Annotated in this window: 20 protein-coding genes; 2 read left to right on the top strand and 18 right to left on the bottom strand. The window is 42.7% G+C overall.

Features of this window, described 5'->3' with window-relative positions:
- Positions 1-10 precede the first annotated feature (10 nt).
- From HT696_RS06315 to HT696_RS06290, 6 genes are read right to left on the bottom strand one after another with little or no spacing between them, the layout of a single operon-like run.
- Positions 11-1114: a prephenate dehydrogenase gene (locus HT696_RS06315; protein WP_173275829.1), complete on the bottom strand. Its 1104-nt coding sequence runs from the start codon at positions 1112-1114 to the stop codon at positions 11-13.
- Between the two features lie 9 nt (positions 1115-1123).
- Positions 1124-2290 (bottom strand): chorismate synthase, encoded by a 1167-nt coding sequence (gene aroC, locus HT696_RS06310; protein WP_173282658.1) that lies wholly within the window; start codon positions 2288-2290, stop codon positions 1124-1126.
- A gap of 9 nt (positions 2291-2299) precedes the next feature.
- Positions 2300-3367 (bottom strand): 3-dehydroquinate synthase, encoded by a 1068-nt coding sequence (gene aroB / locus HT696_RS06305; RefSeq protein WP_173282657.1) that lies wholly within the window; start codon positions 3365-3367, stop codon positions 2300-2302.
- 18 nt (positions 3368-3385) lie between these two features.
- On the bottom strand, positions 3386-4240 hold the full coding sequence (locus HT696_RS06300; RefSeq protein WP_173282656.1) for a shikimate dehydrogenase: 855 nt from the start codon (positions 4238-4240) through the stop codon (positions 3386-3388).
- Positions 4230-4907: a type I 3-dehydroquinate dehydratase gene (aroD, locus tag HT696_RS06295; RefSeq protein WP_173282655.1), complete on the bottom strand. Its 678-nt coding sequence runs from the start codon at positions 4905-4907 to the stop codon at positions 4230-4232. Before aroD ends, HT696_RS06300 begins: the two co-directional genes overlap by 11 nt.
- Positions 4904-6067, bottom strand: coding sequence for a class I SAM-dependent rRNA methyltransferase (locus HT696_RS06290; RefSeq protein ID WP_173282654.1), 1164 nt, complete (start codon positions 6065-6067; stop codon positions 4904-4906). Before HT696_RS06290 ends, aroD begins: the two co-directional genes overlap by 4 nt.
- A 116-nt stretch (positions 6068-6183) precedes the next feature.
- Between HT696_RS06290 and HT696_RS06285 the strand changes: the two genes are divergently transcribed.
- Positions 6184-8334, top strand: a complete 2151-nt coding sequence (locus HT696_RS06285; protein ID WP_173282653.1) for a sulfatase-like hydrolase/transferase — start codon at positions 6184-6186, stop codon at positions 8332-8334.
- 619 nt (positions 8335-8953) lie between these two features.
- Here the strand turns inward: HT696_RS06285 and HT696_RS06280 are convergent.
- Entirely contained in the window at positions 8954-10591 is a 1638-nt protein-coding gene (locus HT696_RS06280) for a hypothetical protein (protein WP_173283445.1), read from the bottom strand.
- Entirely contained in the window at positions 10572-11321 is a 750-nt protein-coding gene (locus HT696_RS06275) for an ABC transporter ATP-binding protein (RefSeq protein WP_000569184.1), read from the bottom strand. Before HT696_RS06275 ends, HT696_RS06280 begins: the two co-directional genes overlap by 20 nt.
- A 179-nt stretch (positions 11322-11500) precedes the next feature.
- Between HT696_RS06275 and HT696_RS06270 the strand changes: the two genes are divergently transcribed.
- Complete coding sequence (locus tag HT696_RS06270) at positions 11501-12955, top strand: alpha-amylase (protein ID WP_173282651.1); 1455 nt, start codon at positions 11501-11503, stop codon at positions 12953-12955.
- 89 nt (positions 12956-13044) lie between these two features.
- Here the strand turns inward: HT696_RS06270 and alaS are convergent, their stop codons facing one another.
- From alaS to budA, 10 genes are all read right to left on the bottom strand, one after another.
- Positions 13045-15663, bottom strand: a complete 2619-nt coding sequence (gene alaS, locus HT696_RS06265) for an alanine--tRNA ligase (RefSeq protein WP_173282650.1) — start codon at positions 15661-15663, stop codon at positions 13045-13047.
- Between the two features lie 21 nt (positions 15664-15684).
- Complete coding sequence (locus tag HT696_RS06260) at positions 15685-16182, bottom strand: LURP-one-related/scramblase family protein (protein WP_173282649.1); 498 nt, start codon at positions 16180-16182, stop codon at positions 15685-15687.
- Between the two features lie 263 nt (positions 16183-16445).
- Positions 16446-16697 carry a hypothetical protein gene (locus HT696_RS06255; protein ID WP_173282648.1) on the bottom strand — a complete coding sequence of 84 codons (252 nt, stop codon included), beginning with the start codon at positions 16695-16697 and terminating at the stop codon, positions 16446-16448.
- Positions 16698-16847: 150 nt separating this feature from the next.
- Entirely contained in the window at positions 16848-17918 is a 1071-nt protein-coding gene (locus HT696_RS06250; protein ID WP_173282647.1) for an ABC transporter substrate-binding protein, read from the bottom strand.
- Positions 17915-18688 carry an ABC transporter permease subunit gene (locus HT696_RS06245; protein ID WP_000712740.1) on the bottom strand — a complete coding sequence of 258 codons (774 nt, stop codon included), beginning with the start codon at positions 18686-18688 and terminating at the stop codon, positions 17915-17917. Before HT696_RS06245 ends, HT696_RS06250 begins: the two co-directional genes overlap by 4 nt.
- Positions 18685-19491, bottom strand: coding sequence for an ABC transporter permease (locus tag HT696_RS06240; RefSeq protein ID WP_000753801.1), 807 nt, complete (start codon positions 19489-19491; stop codon positions 18685-18687). Before HT696_RS06240 ends, HT696_RS06245 begins: the two co-directional genes overlap by 4 nt.
- Positions 19472-20629 (bottom strand): ABC transporter ATP-binding protein, encoded by a 1158-nt coding sequence (locus HT696_RS06235; RefSeq protein WP_173282646.1) that lies wholly within the window; start codon positions 20627-20629, stop codon positions 19472-19474. The genes HT696_RS06240 and HT696_RS06235 overlap by 20 nt, the downstream gene beginning before the upstream one ends.
- A gap of 159 nt (positions 20630-20788) precedes the next feature.
- On the bottom strand, positions 20789-21694 hold the full coding sequence (gene murB / locus HT696_RS06230) for a UDP-N-acetylmuramate dehydrogenase (protein ID WP_000116174.1): 906 nt from the start codon (positions 21692-21694) through the stop codon (positions 20789-20791).
- 113 nt (positions 21695-21807) lie between these two features.
- On the bottom strand, positions 21808-22560 hold the full coding sequence (locus HT696_RS06225) for a YhfC family glutamic-type intramembrane protease (protein ID WP_173282645.1): 753 nt from the start codon (positions 22558-22560) through the stop codon (positions 21808-21810).
- A 9-nt stretch (positions 22561-22569) separates the two neighbouring features.
- Positions 22570-23301 (bottom strand): acetolactate decarboxylase, encoded by a 732-nt coding sequence (gene budA, locus HT696_RS06220; protein WP_173282644.1) that lies wholly within the window; start codon positions 23299-23301, stop codon positions 22570-22572.
- Positions 23302-23377: the final 76 nt, after the last annotated feature.

Genomic DNA, 23377 nt, shown 5'->3' with positions numbered 1-23377 from the left:
ATTTTTCTCCTTATTTGATGACGACTGTGTAGTCGGTATTTTCTGTTATGAGATGCTCGGCTCTTTCCAAGTCTTGAGCATTTTTAAATGAAATTTGTAGAATCCCGTGAATATCTTCACGGTTTTCCTCATTGATGTGAATATTAACCAAGGAAGTTCCTCGTAGCAATTCCAAAATCCGCAGGACGACGTCTTCTTCATCGGGAACGTCAACATAGAGGTCATAAGAACTATCCACACCACCACGCTTATGGATTTCCATGGCCTGACGTTGCTCACGCGCCTGATTGAAAAAGTTCCAGATTTGCTCTTCATCTCCCTTGCTGATGGCCTGACCAACCTCATCTAAACGTTCCTTAAAATCCTCAATCCGCTCTAGGATAGTCTCGCGATTGGACAAGAGAATAGAAGTCCACATACCTGGCTCGCTTTCCGCAATCCGAGTCATATCTCGAAAACCACCTGCCGCAAAGCGCCTTGCCATCTCATGTTTTTGAGCATAGACCGCAGTCTGCTCCATGAGACTAGAAGCCAAAATATGTGGGAAATGGCTAATCTGAGAAGTGACTCGATCATGCTCCTTGGCATCAATCTCGATAAAACGAGCATGAAGACCTGAAAGCAGATCCTTCATTTCCTCAAGCGTGTCCTGACTTGTCAGGCTTGAAGGTGTAAAGATATAATAGGCATTTTCAAAAAGATTGACATCCGCAGAAGCAGCCCCTGTCTTGTGACTACCAGCCATGGGATGAGCCCCGACAAAGCGAACAGACTTGCCAGCCAAATAGTTCTCCGCTGCGTCTACAATAGCTGACTTGGTCGAACCAGCATCTGAAATAATGACCCCTTCTTTCAAGTTCAAACCTGCCAACTCCTGTATAAAAGCAATGGTTTGTTTGATTGGCAAGCTGAGGATAATGACATCTGCCAGAGGAGCAAAACTGGCAAAATCATCCGTTGCACGGTCAATCATGCCTTCTTTCAAGGCAATATCTCTCGAAGCTTGACTGCGATTATAACCTAAAATTTCATAATCTGGATGATCGCGTTTGATACCAAGTGCCATCGAGGCACCAATCAAACCAAGACCTGCGATATAGATTGTTTTTGCCATAGGAACTCCTTAATAGTTCTTTGTATAGTCTCGGTGTTTGGCTACCGCTTCTTTTAGTTCCTCAAGACTATCTGATGAGAATTTTTCGAGGATTTCTTGTGCCAAAACCGTTGCCACAACAGCTTCCATAACCACTCCTGCAGCTGGAAGAGCAGTCGGATCACTTCTCTCCACGGTTGCCTTATAAGGTTCGTGGGTTTCGATATCCACACTCATAAGAGGCTTATAAAGAGTAGGAATAGGTTTCATAACTCCACGAACAACAATGGGTTGCCCATTAGTCATACCGCCTTCAAAGCCACCCAGATTGTTAGTACGACGAGTATAGCCGTCTTCTTTAGACCAGAGAATTTCATCCATAACTTGGCTACCTTTACGGTAACCAGCTTCAAAGCCGAGACCAAATTCCACCCCTTTAAAAGCATTGATAGAAACAACGGCTTGTGCCAATCTTGCATCCAATTTTCTGTCCCATTGGACATAGGAACCAAGACCAACTGGAACACCTCCAACGACTGTCTCCACAACTCCACCGATGGTATCACCGTCACGTTTGATTTGGTCAATGTAGTCCTTGATTTCCTGTTCCCGTTCTTGGTTGACAATAGAAACTTCGGACTGGGCAGCTCGTTCCTTAATCTCAGCGACTGTGAGATTTTCAGGAACATCGATTTCCTTGCCACCAAAGACCACGACATGGTTGGCAATCTCCATATCCAGCTCAGCCAATAGGCGTTTGGCTACTGCCCCAACTGCCACCCGCATGGTGGTTTCACGGGCAGATGAACGCTCCAAAGAATTTCTCAAATCGTCAAAACGGTACTTGATTCCCCCAACCAAGTCGGCGTGACCGGGACGAGGATGGGTGATTTTTCGTTTGCTTTTAAGGCGGTCTTCAATGTCTTCTGCAGACATGATATCCAGCCATTTCTGGTGATCTTTATTGATGACATCCATGGTAATGGGAGCCCCAGTCGTCTTCCCATGGCGAACACCCGAAGTAAAGATAACTTGGTCGCTCTCAATCTTCATACGACCACCGCGTCCATACCCACCCTGACGGCGTTTAAGGTCCTCATTGATATCCTCAGCTGTCAAAGGAAGTCCAGCTGGAATTCCCTCAATGATAGCCGTCAGACGGGGGCCGTGTGATTCTCCTGCAGTTAAATATCTCATACACTCTCCTTATTTTACCAAGTAGTCTTTCATCTCTTCCAGAGAAACTGGGTGAATGGTTGCTGAGCCAAGCTCTGGCACCAAGACCAATTTCAAGGTATTGCCACGCGCTTTCTTGTCATGTGTCAAAGCCTGATAAAGCTTGTCAACATCCCAGTTTTCATAGTCAACAGGTAGTTCAAATTTCTGACACATCCCTGTAATAGACTGGGTTATTCCTTCTGGCATGAGACCTTTTTCCTCAGCAACCTTGGAAATCTGTACCATTCCCATGGCCACGGCTTCACCATGCATGACTTTTCCATAACCGGCAGTTGCTTCAATGGCATGGCCAATAGTATGGCCAAAATTGAGGTAAAGGCGGACACCATTGTCCAACTCATCCTCAACTACCATCTTACGCTTGACCTGACAAGAATGTTCAATCAAAGTCTCCGCATGTTCCAGAACACTCTCCACAGAACCATCCAGCTCCGTCAAGAGAGCCCACAGTTCTGAATCCTCAATCAAGCCATACTTGATGACCTCACCCATTCCTTCAATCAACTCTCTCTTTCCGAGTGTTTCAAGGACAAGCGGATCAATCAGAACCCCATCTGGTTGGGCAAAAGTTCCCACCATATTTTTAGCAAAAGGAGTATTGACACCCGTCTTTCCGCCGATAGAAGAATCCACCTGGGCTGTCAAACTAGTCGGAATCTGAACAAAGTGAATGCCTCGCATATAGGTAGAGGCTACAAAACCAGCCAAGTCCCCAACGACACCACCGCCAAGAGCCACGACTCCATCGCTACGAGTCAACCCCTGCTTAACTAGAAATTCATAGACTTTCTGAACAGTAGTTAAATTCTTTCTTTCTTCACCTTCTAAAAAGTCAAAAACTGCTACCTGAAAACCAGCATCTTCTAGGCTGAGCTTGACCTTCTCTGCATAAAGAGAAGCTACATGGTTATCTGTCACGATAACCACTTTTTGTGGTTGCCATAGTTCTCGCAACCATTGACCAGCCTGAGCCAGACAACCTTTTTCAATCTGAATATCATAAGGATGATGAGGAATATCGATTCTGATTTTCATAGGAAAATCTCCCTTTCTTTATTGGTATTTTTCTTTTAAGGACTGCCAAATCTCTTCTGTCGGCATTTCCTTGCCTGTCCACAGTTGAAAAGCTTCTGCAGCTTGATAGAGTAACATACCCAGACCATTGACCGCTAGATTGCCCTGACTTCTAGCCCATTTCAAAAATGGGGTTTCAAAAGGCTTGTAAATAATATCTGCTACTAAAAGAGTTTCTGGTAGGACAATGTTTTCAGGAACTGGAGATGATTGACTATCCATCCCTACACTTGTAGCATTGACAAGTAAATCCGACTCGGCAATCCTTGCTTGCAGTTCAGGAACATCTTCTAAAGCATACAAGTCCACTTTAAAGCCTGCCTGCTCCTGTAACTTGTCTAGGTAAGGTCTTGTTTTTTCCATCGAAACTGAACGAACAAAGACCGAAATCTGACTGACACCATCCAAAATAGCCTGTGCCAAGATTGATTTAGCCGCACCACCTGCACCCAGCAAGGTCATCTTCTTACCTGTAATTGTAAAAGAAGGCAAGCTCTTAAAAAATCCCTTGCCATCTGTATTATATCCAATTAAATTACCATTCTCATTGATAACCGTATTAACCGCACCAATCAAGCGTGCTTCATCGCTCAGCTTATCCAAATAAGGAATCACCTGCTCCTTATAGGGCATGGACAGGTTGATGCCAAACATCTGGTAGCGACGAATATTGGCCACTGTTTCTACCAAGTCACTCGCTTCAATCTCCCAAGCTACATAAGCACCGTTGGTAGCTGTCGCCTCAAAGGCACTATTGTGGATAAAGGGGGAAATAGAATGCTTAATAGGATTGGCAACAACGGCAGCTAAACGTGTATAGCCATCAAGCTTCATCCAAAATCTCCCGAATTTTTTTCATGTTAGCTAGGGAAATCTGACCTGGGGCACTAGCCTCATCCAGACTGGCAAAGGACCAGCTAGAACCTGTCACATCCGCAATGATACGAGAAACCTTGCCCACCTTACCCATAGAAATGGTCACATATTCCTGTTCAGGATTGAGGGTTTTAAAGCCCCGTGTATAGTTCATCAAGTCTAGCACATCCTGCTCCGTATGAGCCATCACCGCAACCTTGACAAATTTTGGATTTAGGCTCGTCAACTCTGACAAGATTTCCATCATATTTTCAGGTGTTTCTTGGAAATTGTGGTAACTCAAAACGAGATTTGGGAAGTCCAGCATTTCCTCAAAAACATCCTTGTAGCTATAGTACTCAAAATCAATATAGTCTGGTTGATAGAGTTGCGCAACTTCCTTGATTAGATGGATATACTCTTCTGGAGAAAGGGCGATTTCTCCACCTTCAGAGCGAGTTCGCAGCGTGAAAACCAACTCACGACCTGCGAATTTTTCAAAAATAGCTGGAGCCACCTGCAAAATCGCTTCTTTAGGCAGATAGTCGGCACGCCATTCAATGATGTCGGCATCCAGGTACCTCGTGGCGTCCAGAGCCTGGGCCTCCTCTAAACTTCTTGGCATTACTGAAACGATCAATTTCATTTACTAACCTTCATACTAATCACCTTGAGGTAATTACTACTTTCATCTTTTTTATTATAGGCGAAGTCTGCTGGAAGACCGTATTTATTTAAAATCTGGTAACTTCTTCCTGCAAAGCCTTTATCAATTTGTTCTGTAAATTTCTGACGGGATACATTGGCAGCATTGGTACTGGCAATGATAATCCCTCCCGGATTTAAAATCTCAAGACTCTGAGAAATCAACTTGTGATAATCCTTGGCCACAGAGAAGGTCTGTTTTTTGTTCCGAGCAAAGCTAGGCGGATCTAGGACAATCACATCGTAGGTCAAGCCTTTTCGCTTGGCATACTTGAAATATTCAAAGACATCCATGACCACAAAACGATGGTCATCTGTACTGATTCCATTTGCCTGAAAATGCGCTTGAGACAATTCTCGTGAACGTTTGGCTAGGTCAACAGAAGTTGTCTGGCTAGCTCCTCCCATGGCCGCAGCTACTGAAAAGGCTGCTGTGTAGGAAAACATATTGAGCAAGGATTTACCCATAGCCAATCCATCCACTAAACTACCGCGAACTTCATGCTGGTCTAGGAAAATCCCTGTCATCAAGCCATCGTTCATAAAGACTTGATACAGAACACCATTTTCCAAAACAGTGAAAAAGTCAGGTGCTTCTTGACCATAAACATGGGCAGATTCATAGTCCAATCCTTTAAAGCGGATCTTCTCATAGGTCCCTAAAACCTCAGGAAAAACCTGTCTAAAGGCTTCTGAGATGGTCTGACGAATCTGATAAACATAAGAGTTATACCAAGAAAAGACAGCATAGTCGCCATAAAGGTCCACTGTCAGACCGCCAAAGCCATCTCCCTCTTGATTAAAGAGACGAAAGGCAGTTGTCAAATCATCTTGATAGTAGGCGCTTCTCTTTTCTTTGGCTTTTCTAAACAACGTTTCAAAGAAAGCTTGATTGAAGGCCACCTTGTCCTTACTAACAAACCAGCCCAAGCCCTTGTTTTGCTGCGAAAGGTAGGCAGTCCCAAGAAAGGTTCCTTCCTGACTCTGCACTTCTACTTCCTGATCCTTAAGATTGACATTCTCAAGATCACTGGCTTCTAGTAAAACTAGCCCCTTAGCGAGCTTCTTTTCAACCCTTTTGCTAACTCTTATTCTATTCATAACTACCATTATATCAAACTTTTAGACAATTCTCAAAAAAGAAACTACCCTTGCTTTTTTACTCTTCTTTTAAAAAATGGTATACTAATACTAATAAAAAATTAGGAAGTAAATGTGTGAAAAGCAATTTTAACAAAATCCAAAAAGCCGTCGGTACCAGACTGGGTTTTGTCCTAACCCTTTTAATCCTCTATTGGCTCAAAACCTTATTAGCCTATGCCGTTGACTTTAATTTAGATATTCAAGTGGGCAAGTTGCAGGGAAATTACCTTGCCTTTATCGCCTTTTTCAATCCCCTTCCTTTGGGACTCCTCCTGCTGGCTCTAGCCCTCTATGCTCGGTCAACCAAGATCTTTTATGGTCTGAGTATAGCTATTTATAGCCTTTTATTCATTTGGCTCTATTCCAATGTCTTTTACTATCGAGAATTTAGCGACTTTATCACGGCTAATACCATGAAAGTGGTCAGCAAGGTGTCTGTCGGCACTGCAGAACTAGAGTTACTGCGTCCTTGGGATTTCATCTATTTTATGGATTTCCCACTGCTGGCTTTCCTTTTCTATAAAAAACTTATCCAGCTGGACAGGAGACCTTTCAAATTCCGCTCAAGTGTTGCTATCACTGCACTCTCAGCCCTGCTCTTTTCTGCTAATCTTTTCTTGGCTGAAATTGAGCGTCCCGATCTCCTGTCGCGAGGATTTTCTAATTATTATATTGTTCGTGCCCTTAGTTTGCCCGCCTTTCTAGGTTATAGTGCCAACCAATCCTACAGCGCCAACAAGGAACGTGCCAAGGCCTCTGAGACCGACCTGCAACCTATTACAGATTATATTCAAGAACATTCGGCTAAGCCCAATCCAGACTATTTTGGCTTGGCCAAAGGGAAAAATGTGATTTATCTCCACTTGGAGAGTTTCCAACAGTTCCTGCTTGACTATAAACTCAACCTAGATGGAACTGAGCATGAAGTCACTCCCTTCCTAAATTCCCTCTACCATTCGCAATCTACCCTAGCCTTTTCGAATATCTTTAACCAAGTCAAGGCTGGTAAAACCTCAGATGCAGAAACCATGCTGGAGACTGGTTTGTTTGGACTTGACCAAGGTTCCTTTATGGTCAATTACGGTGGCACCAATACCCAGCAGGCAGCTCCTTTTATCCTATCAAAAAATGGCTACCAATCAAGTGCTGTCTTTCACGGCAATATCGGGACCTTCTGGAATCGAAATACGACCTACAAACAATGGGGCTACCAATACTTCTTTGATGCATCCTACTTCACCAAGCAAGACAGTAGCAATTCTTTCCAATATGGTTTAAATGATAAAATCATGATGAAAGATTCTATCCAGTATCTGGAGCATTTGCAGCAGCCTTTTTATGCCAAGTATATCACGGTGTCCAATCACTATCCCTATGCTAGCAATCTGACAGGCGATGAGCTTGGTTTCCCACTGGCTAAAACCAAAGATGAAACAATCAACGGCTATTTCCAAACCGCCAACTATCTGGATAGTGCTATCAAGGCCTTCTTTGACTATCTCAAAGAAAGTGGCCTCTATGAAAAATCCATCATCGTCATCTACGGAGACCATTATGGTATTTCCAACTCCCGAAATCCTGAGCTGGCTCCCTTGATTGGCAAGACTTCTGAGAACTGGTCTAATTACGACAATGCCATGTTGCAACGAGTGCCTTTTATGGTGGTCATTCCTGGCTATGAAAAAGGACAAATCATCAATACCTACGGTGGACAAATCGATATCTTACCGACTCTCGAACACCTCCTTGGCATTGAGTCCAGTTCCTTCCTTCAAGTTGGACAAGACCTCCTATCACCAGACCACCAAGAAATCGTTGCCTTTCGGACTGCCAATTCCTTCGTCACACCAAAATACACCAGCTACGACGGACGAACCTACTATACTGAAAGTGGTCTCGAAATCAGTAATCTTGATGAACAAACTCAGACCGAACTGGAAAGCGTTCGGCAAGCAGCTAATCAACAGCTAAAAATCAGCGACCAGATTCAAACTGGCGATTTGATCCGTTTCTACCAAGCAGATCATCTTGGAAAAGTTGATACAGAAAGTATTTCTTACCTCAATTCCTTGCCAATTCTTCAAAAGATTGAGCAGGAAAAAGGTAGTCAATCAACCAGCCTCTTTAGCCAACGACAAGGTAAGACCAGTGCTGACCTTTTCAAGGCACCAAGTTACCAAGAACTCCACCCAGAGTCGGCAGAAACCGAATCAAAATCACAATAAAAAATGCTCTTCCGTCTTGGAGGAGCATTTCTTTTATCAAATAAAATTCAACGAAAATCAAAGAGCAAACTAGGAAGCTGGCCGCAGGCTGTACTTGAGTACGGCAAGGCAAAGCTGACGTGGTTTGAAGAGATTTTCGAAGAGTATTAACTTTGAGATTGTAGCTGGAGAGGATGTATCAGCTATATTTTCTGCCAAATTTAGTGACAAAGATTGTAGAAGAACGATGAGAAGACAAATCAGCTTCAGTAGATATCTGGAAAATTTGATTTTATAGAAAAACCTTCTGCTACAAACTCAATATACTATCAATAAATAATATTATAGAAGCAACAATAATTATAATTTCACCTATCTGCATCATTCTATTTCGAACTTTAAATATATGTTCTATCAAAAATACTTGGATCACACACATTATAGGAATGAAAGTTTTTGAAATTGAAAAATATCCCAATAAATAAACTATAAACAACAATAATAGAACTATATTATATTTCTTATTCATGACATTCCTCCCCATATTTTTGATTACCAATCTTAATCATTTACAACTACATTCTAACAAACTATAAAAGCGTTTGTCGAATTGAATTTATCAAGCAAGCGACCAACTAGCTCATCTTTTTTCTATTTCTGTCAATATGCGTGACAGGTAGTAATGATAGCCAAAAATAGCAAGAGCAAGCAAGACGATAAGAGTTCCTACTCCCAAGCTGATGGCAAGGACAGGGGAGAGAGACCGAACCAAGAATAAGCTCCCTATTACAAGGGCCATTAAGATTGCACTATAAATAAAAATCAAAACAATTGCTACTATACGATTTGAACGATTCACCAGGTCCGTAATGCTACTCCAATTGGTTGACAGATTTTTCACGTCCTTAAAGTAATTGTGGCAAGAAAGGATGACACTTGCAAGGATCCATGCCACAAGAAGGTAAATCATCGAAAGGATGGGCAAGCCTAGATATAGAGAAAGGCCAAGTAAAGTCAGAACTGGTAAAAAGGACTGGACAGCAAATATAATCCAAAATTTCACTTTCACATAGCGAGTAAAGTCAAAGGGTAAACTCTTAAGAAAATCAACATTTTCCCTCTCCAAGGATAAAGCAATTGAATGCAGGCTGGTGATATTGTTATTGACAACTGCTATAAACACTCCTACAAAAAACAAGGGTAACCAGTATAGAGGATGAATATCTGGAACTATCTGAGAATCTCGGATTTTGGAAATCAGACCAATCATCATGAGATAAGGAAGGAAAGCACTTGTAAAAAGCACTGTAATCACGCCAGTCCCCTGTCCCAAGAGGGTGAGGTGGTAGCGTAAAACCATACGGAAAAAGCCCTTTTTATTAGTAGTTGAAATTCTCTCCTTATTGCGACGTTCTTTCTTGACCTTCTCCTCACTGTTAAGCAGAATCACGTCATAAAAACGAGGAAGAACCTTCTTTTTGGTCAGGTAAAGCAAGAAGACAGTTAGAGTTATCCAAGCGAGCAGACCCAGTATGGCCTCTGTCGAAAAAGGCTCCACAGCTATTTTGTAAAAGATATGAAGAGGATAAAGGAGAAATGGAATGTCTCTAACTTTGTCAACAATACTTTCAAAAGTCGACTGTAGAAAGAGGACAAATATTAAAGGTATGAGAACTCCTATTCCAATCATCACATTCGAAAAAATAGACTGATACTTTCTGAAGACCCTAGTCTGAGCCAAGAAATGTACTGCCACTACCATCACTAAAGTAACAGAGACAAATAACAAGGCCAAGGACAGCAGCATCAAAGGCAATCCCAGCCAAAGAGAAGGAGCTAGCCTAATATAGAGGACTAGAAAATAAGCTAGGATTGGTACAATTCCAGCTAGAGCTGGCAAGAGAACAGACAGTCCTTTAGCAATTATAATCTCTGATTCTTTAAAGGCATAGGGCCTATACGATGCCAAGTCCTTACTCTCATAAAAGACATTGTAAAATGCAGTGAAAGAAGTTGAAAAGGCAAGCACCAGTAAAATAGCAACCATACTACTAAAAAAACTTGGCATTTCCTCAAAAGGAAAACGAAAGGCTATATTTATAAACATGAAAAGCATCAAGAGACTAGAAAAAATGTAAGAACTTAGGACTCTAGCGGAAACATTTACTTTTTTTCCAGGATTTTTAGCTTGCTTCTTTCGTAGGTTAGCCAGATTAGCTTCTTGAGATGAATAGAGGATATTGATATCAACTAATTTTTTAATGACCTTGAGACGCATCTGAAACCTCCTCTTTTCTACCAGCAAGGCTAAGGTAGATACTTTCCAAAGACTGGTCTGGGTGGTCTTTTCTCAAGTCCTCTACACTACCACAATAAATCAAATGCCCCTTTTTCAAAATGGCAATCCGATCACAGACTTGCTCTGCCACCTCTAGGACATGGGTTGAAAACAAGACTGTCTTGCCTTTTTGTGCATGTTCCTTCATCATCTGCTTCAAATCAAAGGCAGCCTGGGGATCCAAACCAGTCAAGGGTTCGTCCAAGACCCAAATATCGGGATCAGACAAGAGTGCTCCGATGACAAAGACTTTCTGACGCATTCCGTGAGAAAGAGTTTCAATAACCTGATAGCGATTTTCAGCAAAATCAAAAACGTTCAATAGCCTAGCTAGACTAGTCTCCAAGTCAGAGCTAGTCAGATCATAGGATGAAGCAATCAATTCCCAAAATTCATTGGCCGTTAAACGTAAAAATAAGTCAGGCGAGTCTGCTACGTAGCCAATCTTTCGTTTGATCGCCAAGCGATTCTCCGATAAATCCTGACCGTCTACCAAAATACGACCACTGCTGGGCGAAATGATACTGACTAGGGATTTTATAGTGGTCGATTTTCCAGCCCCATTATGGCCAATCAAGCCCATAATCTCCCCATTTTCAATCTGCAAATTGAGATTGCTCAAAGCCTCTTTATCACCATACAACTTACTAACATTTTGAAATTCAATCATGGGATGACTCCTATCTTTATCTATATTACATACTATTATACTAGCACTTTGATACAAAAAAATCAACACTTTATTTTAAGTAGATACAATAGTTTCCTTCTATTCTTACGCAAACGTTTGCGCCAAGAGATACTTTATGATAGAATAAAGAACAAGATTGACAAGTAAGAGGAAACATCATGCAAAATCAAACACTCATGCAATACTTTGAATGGTATCTGCCCCACGACGGTCAGCACTGGACGCGTCTGGCTGAAGATGCTCCACACCTAGCTAATCTCGGTATCAGCCATGTCTGGATGCCACCAGCTTTCAAGGCTACCAATGAAAAAGATGTAGGCTATGGGGTCTATGACTTATTCGACCTAGGAGAGTTCAACCAAAAAGGGACAGTCCGTACCAAGTATGGTTTCAAAGAAGACTATCTTCAAGCCATTCAAGCCCTAAAAGCACAGGGAATTCAACCTATGGCCGATGTGGTGCTCAATCACAAGGCGGCGGCTGATCACATGGAAGCCTTTCAGGTCATCGAAGTGGATCCTGTAGACCGTACAGTCGAACTTGGAGAACCTTTCACCATCAATGGCTGGACTAGCTTTACCTTCGATGGTCGCCACGATACCTACAATGACTTCCACTGGCACTGGTACCACTTCACAGGTACTGACTATGATGCAAAACGCCGTAAGTCTGGGATTTATCTCATCCAAGGGGACAACAAGGGCTGGGCAAATGAGGAATTGGTCGATAACGAAAATGGTAACTACGACTACCTCATGTATGCCGACCTAGACTTTAAGCATCCTGAAGTTATCAAAAATATCTATGACTGGACTGACTGGTTCATGGAGACGACTGGTATTGCTGGTTTCCGTTTGGATGCCGTTAAGCACATTGACTCTTTCTTCATGAGCAATTTTATCCGCGATATGAAGGAAAAATACGGTGAGGATTTCTATGTTTTTGGTGAATTTTGGAATCCAGACAAGGAAGCCAATCTGGACTATCTTGAAAAAACGGAAGAACGCTTTGACCTTGTCGATGTTCGTCTCCACCAGAATCTCTTTGATGCTAGCCGAGCAGGTTCCAACTATGACCTTCGTGGTATTTTCACAGATAGCCTGGTTGAACTCAAGCCTGACAAGGCTGTGACTTTTGTCGACAACCACGATACACAACGAGGACAGGCTCTTGAGTCTACTGTTGAAGAATGGTTCAAACCAGCAGCCTATGCCCTCATTCTGTTACGCCAAAATGGCCTTCCATGTGTCTTTTACGGCGACTACTATGGGATTTCAGGGCAATATGCTCAAGAAGATTTCAAAGAAGTCCTTGACCGCCTCCTAGCCATCCGAAAAGATTTGGCCTATGGAGAGCAAACAGACTACTTTGATGACCCTAACTGTATCGGTTGGGTACGTTCAGGTGCTGAAAATCAAGCCCCAATCGCAGTCCTCATCTCAAATGACCAAGAAAACAGCAAGTCAATGTTTGTCGGCCAAGAATGGGCTAACCAAACCTTTGTAGATTTACTTGAAAACCACCAAGATCAAGTTACAATCGATGAGGAAGGTTATGGACAATTCTCAGTCTCAGCTAAATCCGTAAGTGTCTGGGCAGCCAATACAATCTAATAGCTAATGATAATCAAGCCAGGTCCAAGGGGATTTGGCTTTTTTGCATTCACAAAAAGACCTACCCAAATGGATAGATCTTTGCTTGATTACAATTTACCTGCTACTGCATCCAACAATTCTTGGATCTTAGCTTGGTTGCTTCCCCCTGCCATGGCCATGTCTGGTTTACCACCACCACGTCCATCGACGATTGGTGCTAATTCTTTGACAAGGTTTCCTGCATGAAGGTCTTTTGTCTTGCTTGCTACAAGGACATTGACTTTGTCACCGATAGCGGCAACTAGGACAAGAAGATCAGAGTAGTCTTTTTGTTTCCATTTATCCGCAAAAGTACGAAGGGCACCAGCATCAGATACAGACACTTGGCTAGCAATGTAACGGTGACCGTTGACTTCCTTAACGTTCTTGAAGATATCGCCTGCGGCAGCTGCTGCGGCTTTTTCCTTCAACTCAGCATTTTCTTTTTGCAATTGACGAAGTTGTTCTTGAAGCCCTTCTACTTTATGAGGCACCTCCTTGACTTGTGGTGCTTTCAAGGTTGCTGCGACAGCTTTAAGAGCATCTTCTTGTTCACGGTAGGCTTCAAAGGCTTCCTTACCAGTCACTGCTAAAATACGGCGAGTTCCTGATCCGATACCTTCTTCTTTGACAATCTTGAAAAGACCAATTTCAGAAGTGTTGCCAACGTGGGTACCACCACAAAGCTCGATAGAGTAGTCACCGATAGTAACAACACGGACTTCCTTGCCGTATTTCTCACCAAAGAGAGCCATAGCTCCCATTTCTTTGGCAGTGTCAATATCCGTTTCAACTGTCTTCACTTCAAGAGCTTCCCAGATTTTTTCATTGACTTGCTGCTCAATGGCACGCAATTCTTCAGCAGTCACAGCTTGGAAGTGGGTAAAGTCAAAGCGAAGGAATTCAACTTCGTTAAGAGATCCTGCTTGTGTTGCATGGTTTCCAAGGATATTATGAAGGGCAGCGTGAAGCAAGTGAGTCGCAGTGTGGTTTTTCATAACACGGTGACGACGATTTGTATCAATTGCCAAGGTATATTCTTGGTTCAAGGCAAGCGGTGCAAGGACTTCAACAGTGTGAAGAGCTTGTCCGTTTGGTGCTTTTTGAACATTTGTTACAGTAGCCACAACCTTACCTGACTCATCCAAGATTTGTCCGTGGTCAGCGACCTGTCCACCCATTTCAGCGTAGAATGGCGTTTCCGCAAAGATAAGTGAGGCAGTTCCTTCTGACACAGCTTCTACTTTTGCATTGTCAGCCACGATAGCCACCAATTTAGAAGACAATTGGCTAGCATTGTAGTTGAAGACACTTTCTACAGTGATGTTTTGAAGGGTTTCATTTTGCATACCCATTGAACCACCTTTAACAGCTGAGGCGCGCGCGCGTTCTTGCTGTTCTTTCATGGCTGCTTCAAAACCTTCACGGTCTACAGTCATGCCAGCTTCTTCAGCGATTTCTTCAGTCAGTTCAACTGGGAATCCATAAGTGTCGTAAAGTTTAAAGACATCTGAACCAGCGATGACAGATTGTCCTTTTTCTTTCAAGTCTGCTACGATACCTTGGGCAAAGTGTTGACCTGAGTGTAGGGTACGAGCAAATGACTCTTCCTCGCTCTTAACGATTTTTTCAATAAAGTCACGTTTTTCAAGCACTTCTGGGTAGTAGCTTTCCATGATTTTTCCAACAGTTGGAACCAGTTTGTAAAGGAAAGGCTCGTTGATACCCAGTTTTTGACCATGCATAGAAGCACGACGGAGAAGACGACGAAGGACGTACCCACGACCTTCATTTCCTGGAAGGGCACCATCACCGATAGCAAATGAAAGGGAACGGATGTGGTCAGCGATAACCTTAAAGCTCATGTTGTCGCCATCCTGGTCATAGACCTTACCAGACAATTTCTCCACTTCACGAATGATTGGCATGAAGAGGTCCGTTTCAAAGTTTGTCTTAGCCCCTTGGATAACTGCCACCAAACGCTCCAAACCAGCGCCCGTATCAATGTTCTTGTGTGGCAATTCCTTGTATTCGCTACGAGGAACAGCAGGGTCTGCGTTAAATTGTGACAAAACGATGTTCCAGATTTCGATATAACGGTCGTTTTCAATATCTTCTGCAAGCAGGCGAAGTCCGATATTTTCTGGGTCAAAGGCTTCTCCACGGTCAAAGAAGATTTCTGTATCTGGTCCAGAAGGTCCTGCACCGATTTCCCAGAAGTTGTCCTCGATTGGAATCAAGTGACTTGGGTCCACTCCTACTTCAATCCAGCGGTTGTATGAATCTTTATCATCTGGATAGTAGGTCATGTAAAGTTTTTCAGCTGGGAAGTCAAACCACTCAGGGCTTGTCAAAAGCTCATAAGCCCAAGTGATGGCTTCGTCACGGAAGTAATCACCGATAGAGAAGTTCCCCAACATTTCAAACATGGTATGGTGACGTGCAGTCTTCCCTACGTTTTCAATATCGTTGGTACGGATGGCTTTTTGGGCATTGGTAATTCGTGGATTTTCAGGGATGATGGTTCCGTCAAAGTATTTCTTAAGGGTTGCTACCCCAGAGTTGATCCACAAAAGTGTTGGGTCATTTACAGGAACCAAGCTCACTGATGGTTCTACAGAGTGACCTTTGGTCGCCCAGAAATCAAGCCACATTTGGCGTACTTGTGCACTAGATAGTTGTTTCATATTGTCTCCTTATTTACTTGTTTAATGTGATTGGCTTTCCAGCATTTCCACATAGTCAATCGCAACACAGAGGGAAATGACTAGGTCTGCATAAGCGTCCTCCAGAACCGTTATGGTATAGGTAGAGGTCAAATGGAAGAGTTCCTTCTTAATTTCCGCAATCAACTGATCGCGATCATCCAGCAATTTGAAATCCAAATCCCAGATATTGCCCTCGATACGAAGACCTAGATTATCAAACTCATACTTATCTCGCCAGAAGGTCAACTTCTTACGAATGACAAAACTCGAGCCATCCCGAAGCTGAATCTCAAAACGAGGAAGCAAGGTCAAGATTTCTTTACTGATCTGACTGACTTGTTCACCAGCCGCATCATAGATGGTAAAAGTTTTGGGAATCTTAAAAAATGATCCCTCCACCTGATAGGCGATTTCTCCCCTGTCGTCCTTGATAGCGAAACGTTCGCCTCCAAGACGAAACTTTTGTTTGACAAGAAATGTTTTCCTCAACACCTCCAAAAACCAAAAGACAAGCTCATATCACGAAGGGCGAAAAAACCGCGGTACCACCTTCATTCAATGAACTTGTCATTCTCTTATTCTTATGCAATTGTATGATTGAGTAGCATGACTTCCTAGCTTAGATGGCTCGCAGCACCGCCATTTCTCTGGACTAAGTTGATTGAAAATCAATTCTCAACTTTCTTATTATACCGTTTTTTTAAGCTTGCGTCAACTGGAAATGATCTCCATTGAATCAGACCAATTCCCTACATCTCAGATTACTTTTTCAGGATATATTTTTTCTTACTGCCATTTTTCTTTTTATCCCAACTTTTATCCCAAGTTTTCGAATTGCTAAAGATAGCTACGCAAATATTTGCAAATATAAAGTTTCCTATCACCAAATATATAGACTCAGTTGTTAGGTATTGTCGATCCAAACCATCCTTTAGATAAAATAGTATATATGTTTGCTGAACAGTCAAAAAGGTTGGCCAGAAACTTTTTTTGAAAAAAGTAGATATTTTCATTATTTGTTACCGCTTTCTGTAAGGTTAAGATTAGTATACTACTAGGCAAGAAAATAAGCAACTATCATAGAAAAACATACAGTTACAAAAATTACCTTTTACATAAAAAAACGAACCAGCTTAACTGATTCGTTTTCTTACGTTCTACTCCTACTTCCGATACATTTTAAACTGTAGGAAGAGGTCGCTATATTTTCCTGTCCATTTATGGTCAAATTTTTCATAAACTTCTAGGTGTTTCATGGTTTCAGCATCAGGATAGAAGGCCTTGTCTTCTTTTTTCTCCTCTGGGAGCAGTTCCTTAGCTGGTAGGTTTGGTGTTGAATAGCCGACATACTCTGCATTTTTGAGGGCATTTTCGGGTTTCAACATAAAGTTGATAAAGGCATAGGCTGCATCTTGATTTTTGACTGTTTTGGGAATGACCATATTGTCAAACCAAAGGTTGCTGGCCTCGGTCGGAACCACATAGCGTAGATTTTCATTTTTCTCCAGCATTTGGCTGGCTTCACCAGAGAAGGTCACGCCGATAGCAGCATTGTTCTGAATCATATAGCCCTTCATCTCATCCGCCACAATAGCCTTGATATTTGGAGTCAATTTGTAGAGCTTATCAACTGTCTCTTCTAACTGCTGGGTATCCTTGGAGTTGAGGCTGTAGCCCAGCGAGTTAAGCCCCAGTCCCAGCACCTCACGCGCCCCATCAAAGAGCATGATAGAGTTCTTATACTCTGGCTTCCAGAGATCATCCCAATGCTCAGGCGCTTGATCGACCATGGTTTCATTGTAAACAATTCCCAAGGTTCCCCAGAAATAAGGAATGGAGAATTTATTGCCTGGGTCAAAGGACTGGTTGAGGAACTCTGGTCCGATATTTTCAAGACCTTCAAGTTTTGAATAGTCAAGCGGTACCAAGAGGTCTTCGTCCTTCATCTTGTTAATCATGTATTCGCTTGGGATAGCAATATCGTAGGTCGTTCCACCCTGCTTGATCTTGGTATACATGGCTTCGTTGGAATCAAAGGTCTCGTACTGTACTTGGATTCCTGTTTCTTCTGTGAATTTCTCCAAGAGTTCTGGATCGATATAGTCACCCCAGTTATAGATAACCAGTTTTTGACTATCTCGACTATTGATTTTACTGTCTAAATGCGTCGCAATTCCCCACAAGACCAGGATAATGGCTGCAATTCCTGCTAAAAATGAATAGAGTTTTTTCATGCTTGCTCCTCCTTCTCACGTGAGATAAAGTAATATCCAACCACTAGGATAATACTAAAGAGAAAGACAAGGGCAGACAGGGCATTGATTTCAAGCGAAATCCCTTTACGAGCACGAGAGTAAATTTCAACTGACAGGGTTGAAAAGCCATTTCCCGTTACAAAGAAGGTCACGGCAAAGTCATCTAGCGAATAGGTGAAGGCCATGAAATAACCTGCAATGATAGACGGAGTCAGATAAGGAAGCATGATTTCCTTGAACATCTGAAATTGACTGGCACCAAGGTCATAGGCCGCATGAATCATGTCGCCATTCATTTCCTTGAGTCGAGGCAAAACCATCAAGACCACGATAGGAATGGAGAAGGCCACGTGACTAGAAAGAACGGTCAAAAAGCCAAGTGAAAACTTGAGTTGAGTAAAGAGAATCAAGAAGCTAGCACCAATCATAACATCAGGCGCAACCATGAGGATATTATTGAGTGATAGAAAGGCTTCTTGGTATTTCTTACGAGACTGGTAGATGTAAATAGCTCCAAAAGTCCCGATAATGGTCGCTATCAAGGCTGATAGAAAGGCCAAGAAAAAGGTCTGAGTCACAATCAACATGAGACGACCATCGCCAAACATGGTTTTAAAATGGCTCAAGCTAAAGCCTGTAAAGCTGTTCATGTCGTTTCCTGCATTAAAGGCGTAGCCAATCAAGTAAAAGATAGGCAGGTAGAGGACAAGAAAAACCAGTCCCAGATAAAGGTTGGCAAATTTTTTCATCGTTCTCTCCTTTCCTTGGTCACCCACATGGTGATGAACATAGTCAGGATGAGAATTACACCGATGGTTGAACCCATACCGTAGTTGTCATTGGTTAGGAAATTCTGTTCAATAGCCGTTCCCAAGGTGATAACGCGGTTCCCACCAATCAAACGGGTCAGCATGAAGAGACTCAAGCTGGGGATAAAGACAGACTGAACTCCACTTCGCACTCCGTTCATAGACAGAGGGAAGATGACATGGCGGAAGGTTTCCCATTTGGTCGCACCGAGATCATAGCTGGCATTGATGAGGTTGTTATCCATATCGTCCAAAACATTGAAGATTGGCAAAATCATAAAGGGAAGCTCGATGTAGCTTGCGACAAAAATAAAGGAGAAATCGGTAAAGAGCAACTGCTGTGAACCAATTCCGATGAATTCCAAGAATTGGTTAATAGAGCCATTTTGACCAAAAATCCCGATAAAGGCATAGGCCTTGAGGAGCAAATTGATCCATGTCGGCAGGATAATCAGCATGAGCCAGAGTTGACGGTGCTTGAGACGGGTCAAAAAGAGGGCTGTCGGATAGCTGATAAGCAAGGTCACAAAGGTCACAATTCCTGCATAGAGTACAGAGTTGAAACTCATTTTGAGGTAGGTCAAGTTTTGTGACGCAAAGTAAGATTTATAATTTTCTAAACTAAACTGGCCTTCAATGTTGAAAAAGGATTGTCCGAAAATCAAGACCAAGGGTGCAAGGACAAAGAGGGCAATCCAGAGCATGTAGGGCACTACAAAGAGTTTAGAGCTTGTTTTCTTCATCTCTTTCCTCCTCGATTGCATTGATCAGACCTGCTTCTTGCTCTTCAATTTCCACGTATTCTTCGATACGGGCATCGAACTCTTCCTCGGTTTCGTTGAGACGCATGATGTGGATGTCTTCTGGTTCAAAGTCCAGACCGATTTCCTCACCCACAATGGCCTTACGGGTTGAGTGGATCATCCATTCATTTCCAAGTTCGTCATAGGCGATAATTTCATAGTGCACCCCACGGAAGAGCTGGGTATCAACCTTAACTTGGAGCTTGCCTTCTTCAGGAAGGGTAATACGCAAGTCCTCTGGACGAATCACGACCTCAACAGGTTCATTTGGCTTCATCCCACCATCGACTGCTTCAAAGCGTTTGCCGTTAAACTCAACCAAGTAGTCCTCAATCATGGTTCCTGGCAAGATATTTGACTCACCGATAAAGGTGGCAACAAAGTGGTTAATTGGCTCATCGTAGATGTCCACTGGTGTTCCAGACTGGACAATCTCACCATCATTCATAACGAAAATCCAGTCACTCATGGCAAGGGCTTCTTCCTGATCGTGAGTGACAAAGACAAAGGTAATACCCAAGCGTTGTTGTAGTTCACGCAGTTCATACTGCATGTCTGTTCTTAATTTCAAGTCCAGCGCTGACAGAGGCTCGTCCAACAAGACCACACGAGGTTGGTTGATGATGGCACGGGCAATAGCCACACGCTGACGTTGTCCTCCAGAGAGTTTACGGATGGAACGTTTTTCATAACCTTCCAACTGAACCATCTTGAGAACTTCCGCTACGCGTTTCTCGATTTCTTTCTTGTCGATCTTACGCAAGCGAAGTGGAAAGGCAACATTTTCAAACACATTCATATGTGGAAACAAGGCATAAGATTGGAAGACCGTATGGACGTCTCGCTTGTTGGTTGGGATGTCATTGATGCGGATACCGTCCAGCAAAATATCTCCTGTCGTCGCATCCAGTAAACCTGCAATAATGTTTAGGATGGTTGATTTCCCTGAACCAGATGCGCCTAGAAGGGTGTAGAATTTCCCTTCTTCCAACTCAAAGTTGATATCTTTGAGAACCTTGGTGTTGCTGTCTTCAAAAACTTTAGAGACGTTTTTGAATTCAATAATTGGTTTTTTCAATTGTCATTTATTCCTTCTTTTTCATAGATTAACAGATCAGGGCTCTGTCAGGCCGCCACTACCTCGTGTAGGAGATTGAACTGCCTACATTCTTCTGCACTAACGATAGGCTTTCACCCCCTTTCCATGACATAGTAGCAGCTTTTCAACTACAGCTTCCTACTTGCTTTCACCTAAAATACGGACTTCTCTCTCAAGAGTAACGCCAGAGTGTTCCTTGACTTTTTCAATCACAGACTCAATCAAGTCTTCGTAGTCTTTGGCTGTTCCATCTGCGACATTGATCATAAATCCTGCGTGCTTTTCAGACACTTCAACACCACCGATACGATAACCTTTCAAGCCAGCTTCTGAAATTAATTGACCTGCAAAATGCCCTACTGGACGCTTAAAGACCGAACCACAAGATGGATATTCCAAAGGTTGCTTGAGTTCACGTAGGTGCGTCAAGCGGTCCATTTCTTGCTTGATAACCTGATGGGTTCCTGGAGCAAGGGCAAATTTAGCTGACAAGACAATTGCACCAGACTCTTGAATGGCTGAGTGGCGGTAACCAAAAGCCAAATCTTTAGCAGACAGGGTCTCTATTTCTCCATCCTTGGTCAAGACCTTACAAGACTGCAAGATGTGAGCAATCTCGCCACCATAGGCACCCGCATTCATAAAGACAGCACCACCAACGCTTCCAGGAATGCCACAAGCAAACTCAAAACCCGTCAAGCTATGACGAAGGGCAATGCGAGTTGTCTCAATCAAGTTAGCCCCTGCTTCAGCTTCGATGGTATAGCCATCAACAGAAACATTATTGAGCTTGTCACACAAGATGACAAATCCACGAATCCCACCATCACGAACGATAATGTTACTGGCATTCCCAAGAACCATCCAAGGAATATTTTCTTGATTGGCAAATTTAACAACGCGCGCCAACTCAAAACGATTTCGTGGAAAGACCAAATAATCAGCCTCTCCACCTACTTTTGTATAACTATAGCTATGCAAGGGTTCCTTAAAACGGATATCAATTCCTTCTAAGATTTCAAGCATTTTTTCTCTTACAGACATGTCACTCTTCCTTTTACAAAATTCATTCCATTATACCATTTTTAAGACCATTTGACGACCCTAAAAAAATCTCGTTTGGTTTTTGCATAAGAAAAAGAGGTTTCCCCCTTTTCTTATGATTTTTTGCAAAAGATTGCCTTTGTTCCATAGGCAACCAGAACAAGTTCAAGTGCTAGGACCACTTCAACCAAGGCTGGATTTGTCAACCAGCCAACTTGGACTAGAGATGGTGCCAGATCAAAGAAGGCATGTAGGCCATAGGCTGCTAGGAGATAAATCCATTTCTTCTGGCGAATAGCTTGGTAAACCCAAACTGTCAAAAGTAATTGGAAACCTAGCGCCAAGATTCGCTCAAAACCAAGCAAATAAATCTGCCAGATTGATAGCGACTGGATGGTTTTCAACATATTTTCAGACAGTAATTGCATAATCTGTGGATTTTGCGTTTGAACTGCCGAAAGAACGATGTAGAGATTGATCAAACTAGTAAGGCCTAGGAAAATCAACTCCAAGCCACCATGCCCCAAGCCATAGGCCAAGGCATCTGCCTTTTCCAAACTTCTCTTTTTCTCCAACCATTTGAAAAAAATAAGGCGAGCTGTTTCCTCAAAAAATGCTGCCATGGCTAGACCATAAATGATATAGACAAGCGGATGATCCTGCAAGAGGGCAATACTACCGTCTTTTTGAGGATGCAAAACCAAGATATGCACCAGTTTTTCCAAAATCTGTGAAGAGACAAAGAAGGCAACAGCCCCCAAGCCCAAAACAGCTAGATTGATCTGGTATTTCTTTTTGGCATACCAAATGCTCCCAAACAGAAAAGCTAGCAACAGCACCATGGTAATGATAATATGAATGGTCATTTTCTTCTCCTATTCCGCCTTTTCAATATCTTTTTTCATCTCGTCAACATTGAACTTAGCAAACAAGTATTGACGGTCTTGGACTGGGAAACGTTGGTCCAACTGGTCAACTGCTCCTACCTCGATAATGCCTTCCTTGATGACAAAGTCCATAACATGCCCACCGAAGGTCAAGTCATCTGAGATGAAGTGTAGATGATAGCCTGCCACACTGACACCATGAAAAATCTCTGGCGTCCAGAAACCAACGATGGTTCCCGCCACATTATCACAACTATATTCAGGTTGATGGGTTGCGACCTCAGCAAACTTGGTATCTGGTGTTGACTTAGGAATCATACGCACATGCATATGCGAAAATTCCCCCCGAATCTTGATAGAGCGGAAAAGATTTTCCCCATCATAATAAGACTCAATTCGTTCTTCCAACTCCTTGTCCGTCATCTCAAAGCGCTGACGGAAAATGACCTCTGCCTGGTGTGGTACCACTGCTGCGTAAGGAATAAGGGCATCTGGTGACACTTCTACAATTTCTGGTTGTTCTCCTGAGCCTTTGGCCTGATAGGCCTTGCCATCTAAGACAATCAATTCTCCATCAATAGAATCCAAGGTTCCCAAACCAAGGTCACCATGCTCTAGCAATTCTCCTACTGTCATAGTACCACCATAAAGGCCAGCCATCAAGGCTCCAAGGGTATTGTATTGAAATAATTTCACTGGTTCCTGCACGTTCTTATCCATTCACTTTCTTGTCTGTTATACTCAATGAAAATCAAAGACCAAACTAGGAAGCGAGCCGCAGGTTGCTCAAAGCACT

It is taken from the genome of Streptococcus sp. 9903 (assembly GCF_013276625.1).
Lineage (GTDB): Bacteria > Bacillota > Bacilli > Lactobacillales > Streptococcaceae > Streptococcus.
This window is presented reverse-complemented; position numbering and strand designations above follow the sequence as displayed.

What these genes read in the sequence shown, in the direction of transcription:
- HT696_RS06315 (WP_173275829.1), bottom strand. Translation starts at nt 1,114, where the DNA reads ATGGCAAAAACAATCTATATCGCAGGTCTTGGTTTGATTGGTGCCTCG.
- aroC (WP_173282658.1), bottom strand. Translation starts at nt 2,290, where the DNA reads ATGAGATATTTAACTGCAGGAGAATCACACGGCCCCCGTCTGACGGCT.
- aroB (WP_173282657.1), bottom strand. Translation starts at nt 3,367, where the DNA reads ATGAAAATCAGAATCGATATTCCTCATCATCCTTATGATATTCAGATT.
- HT696_RS06300 (WP_173282656.1), bottom strand. Translation starts at nt 4,240, where the DNA reads ATGAAGCTTGATGGCTATACACGTTTAGCTGCCGTTGTTGCCAATCCT.
- aroD (WP_173282655.1), bottom strand. Translation starts at nt 4,907, where the DNA reads ATGAAATTGATCGTTTCAGTAATGCCAAGAAGTTTAGAGGAGGCCCAG.
- HT696_RS06290 (WP_173282654.1), bottom strand. Translation starts at nt 6,067, where the DNA reads ATGAATAGAATAAGAGTTAGCAAAAGGGTTGAAAAGAAGCTCGCTAAG.
- HT696_RS06280 (WP_173283445.1), bottom strand. Translation starts at nt 10,591, where the DNA reads ATGCGTCTCAAGGTCATTAAAAAATTAGTTGATATCAATATCCTCTAT.
- HT696_RS06275 (WP_000569184.1), bottom strand. Translation starts at nt 11,321, where the DNA reads ATGATTGAATTTCAAAATGTTAGTAAGTTGTATGGTGATAAAGAGGCT.
- HT696_RS06270 (WP_173282651.1), top strand. Translation starts at nt 11,501, where the DNA reads ATGCAAAATCAAACACTCATGCAATACTTTGAATGGTATCTGCCCCAC.
- alaS (WP_173282650.1), bottom strand. Translation starts at nt 15,663, where the DNA reads ATGAAACAACTATCTAGTGCACAAGTACGCCAAATGTGGCTTGATTTC.
- HT696_RS06255 (WP_173282648.1), bottom strand. Translation starts at nt 16,697, where the DNA reads ATGAAAATATCTACTTTTTTCAAAAAAAGTTTCTGGCCAACCTTTTTG.
- HT696_RS06250 (WP_173282647.1), bottom strand. Translation starts at nt 17,918, where the DNA reads ATGAAAAAACTCTATTCATTTTTAGCAGGAATTGCAGCCATTATCCTG.
- HT696_RS06245 (WP_000712740.1), bottom strand. Translation starts at nt 18,688, where the DNA reads ATGAAAAAATTTGCCAACCTTTATCTGGGACTGGTTTTTCTTGTCCTC.
- HT696_RS06240 (WP_000753801.1), bottom strand. Translation starts at nt 19,491, where the DNA reads ATGAAGAAAACAAGCTCTAAACTCTTTGTAGTGCCCTACATGCTCTGG.
- murB (WP_000116174.1), bottom strand. Translation starts at nt 21,694, where the DNA reads ATGTCTGTAAGAGAAAAAATGCTTGAAATCTTAGAAGGAATTGATATC.
- HT696_RS06225 (WP_173282645.1), bottom strand. Translation starts at nt 22,560, where the DNA reads ATGACCATTCATATTATCATTACCATGGTGCTGTTGCTAGCTTTTCTG.
- budA (WP_173282644.1), bottom strand. Translation starts at nt 23,301, where the DNA reads ATGGATAAGAACGTGCAGGAACCAGTGAAATTATTTCAATACAATACC.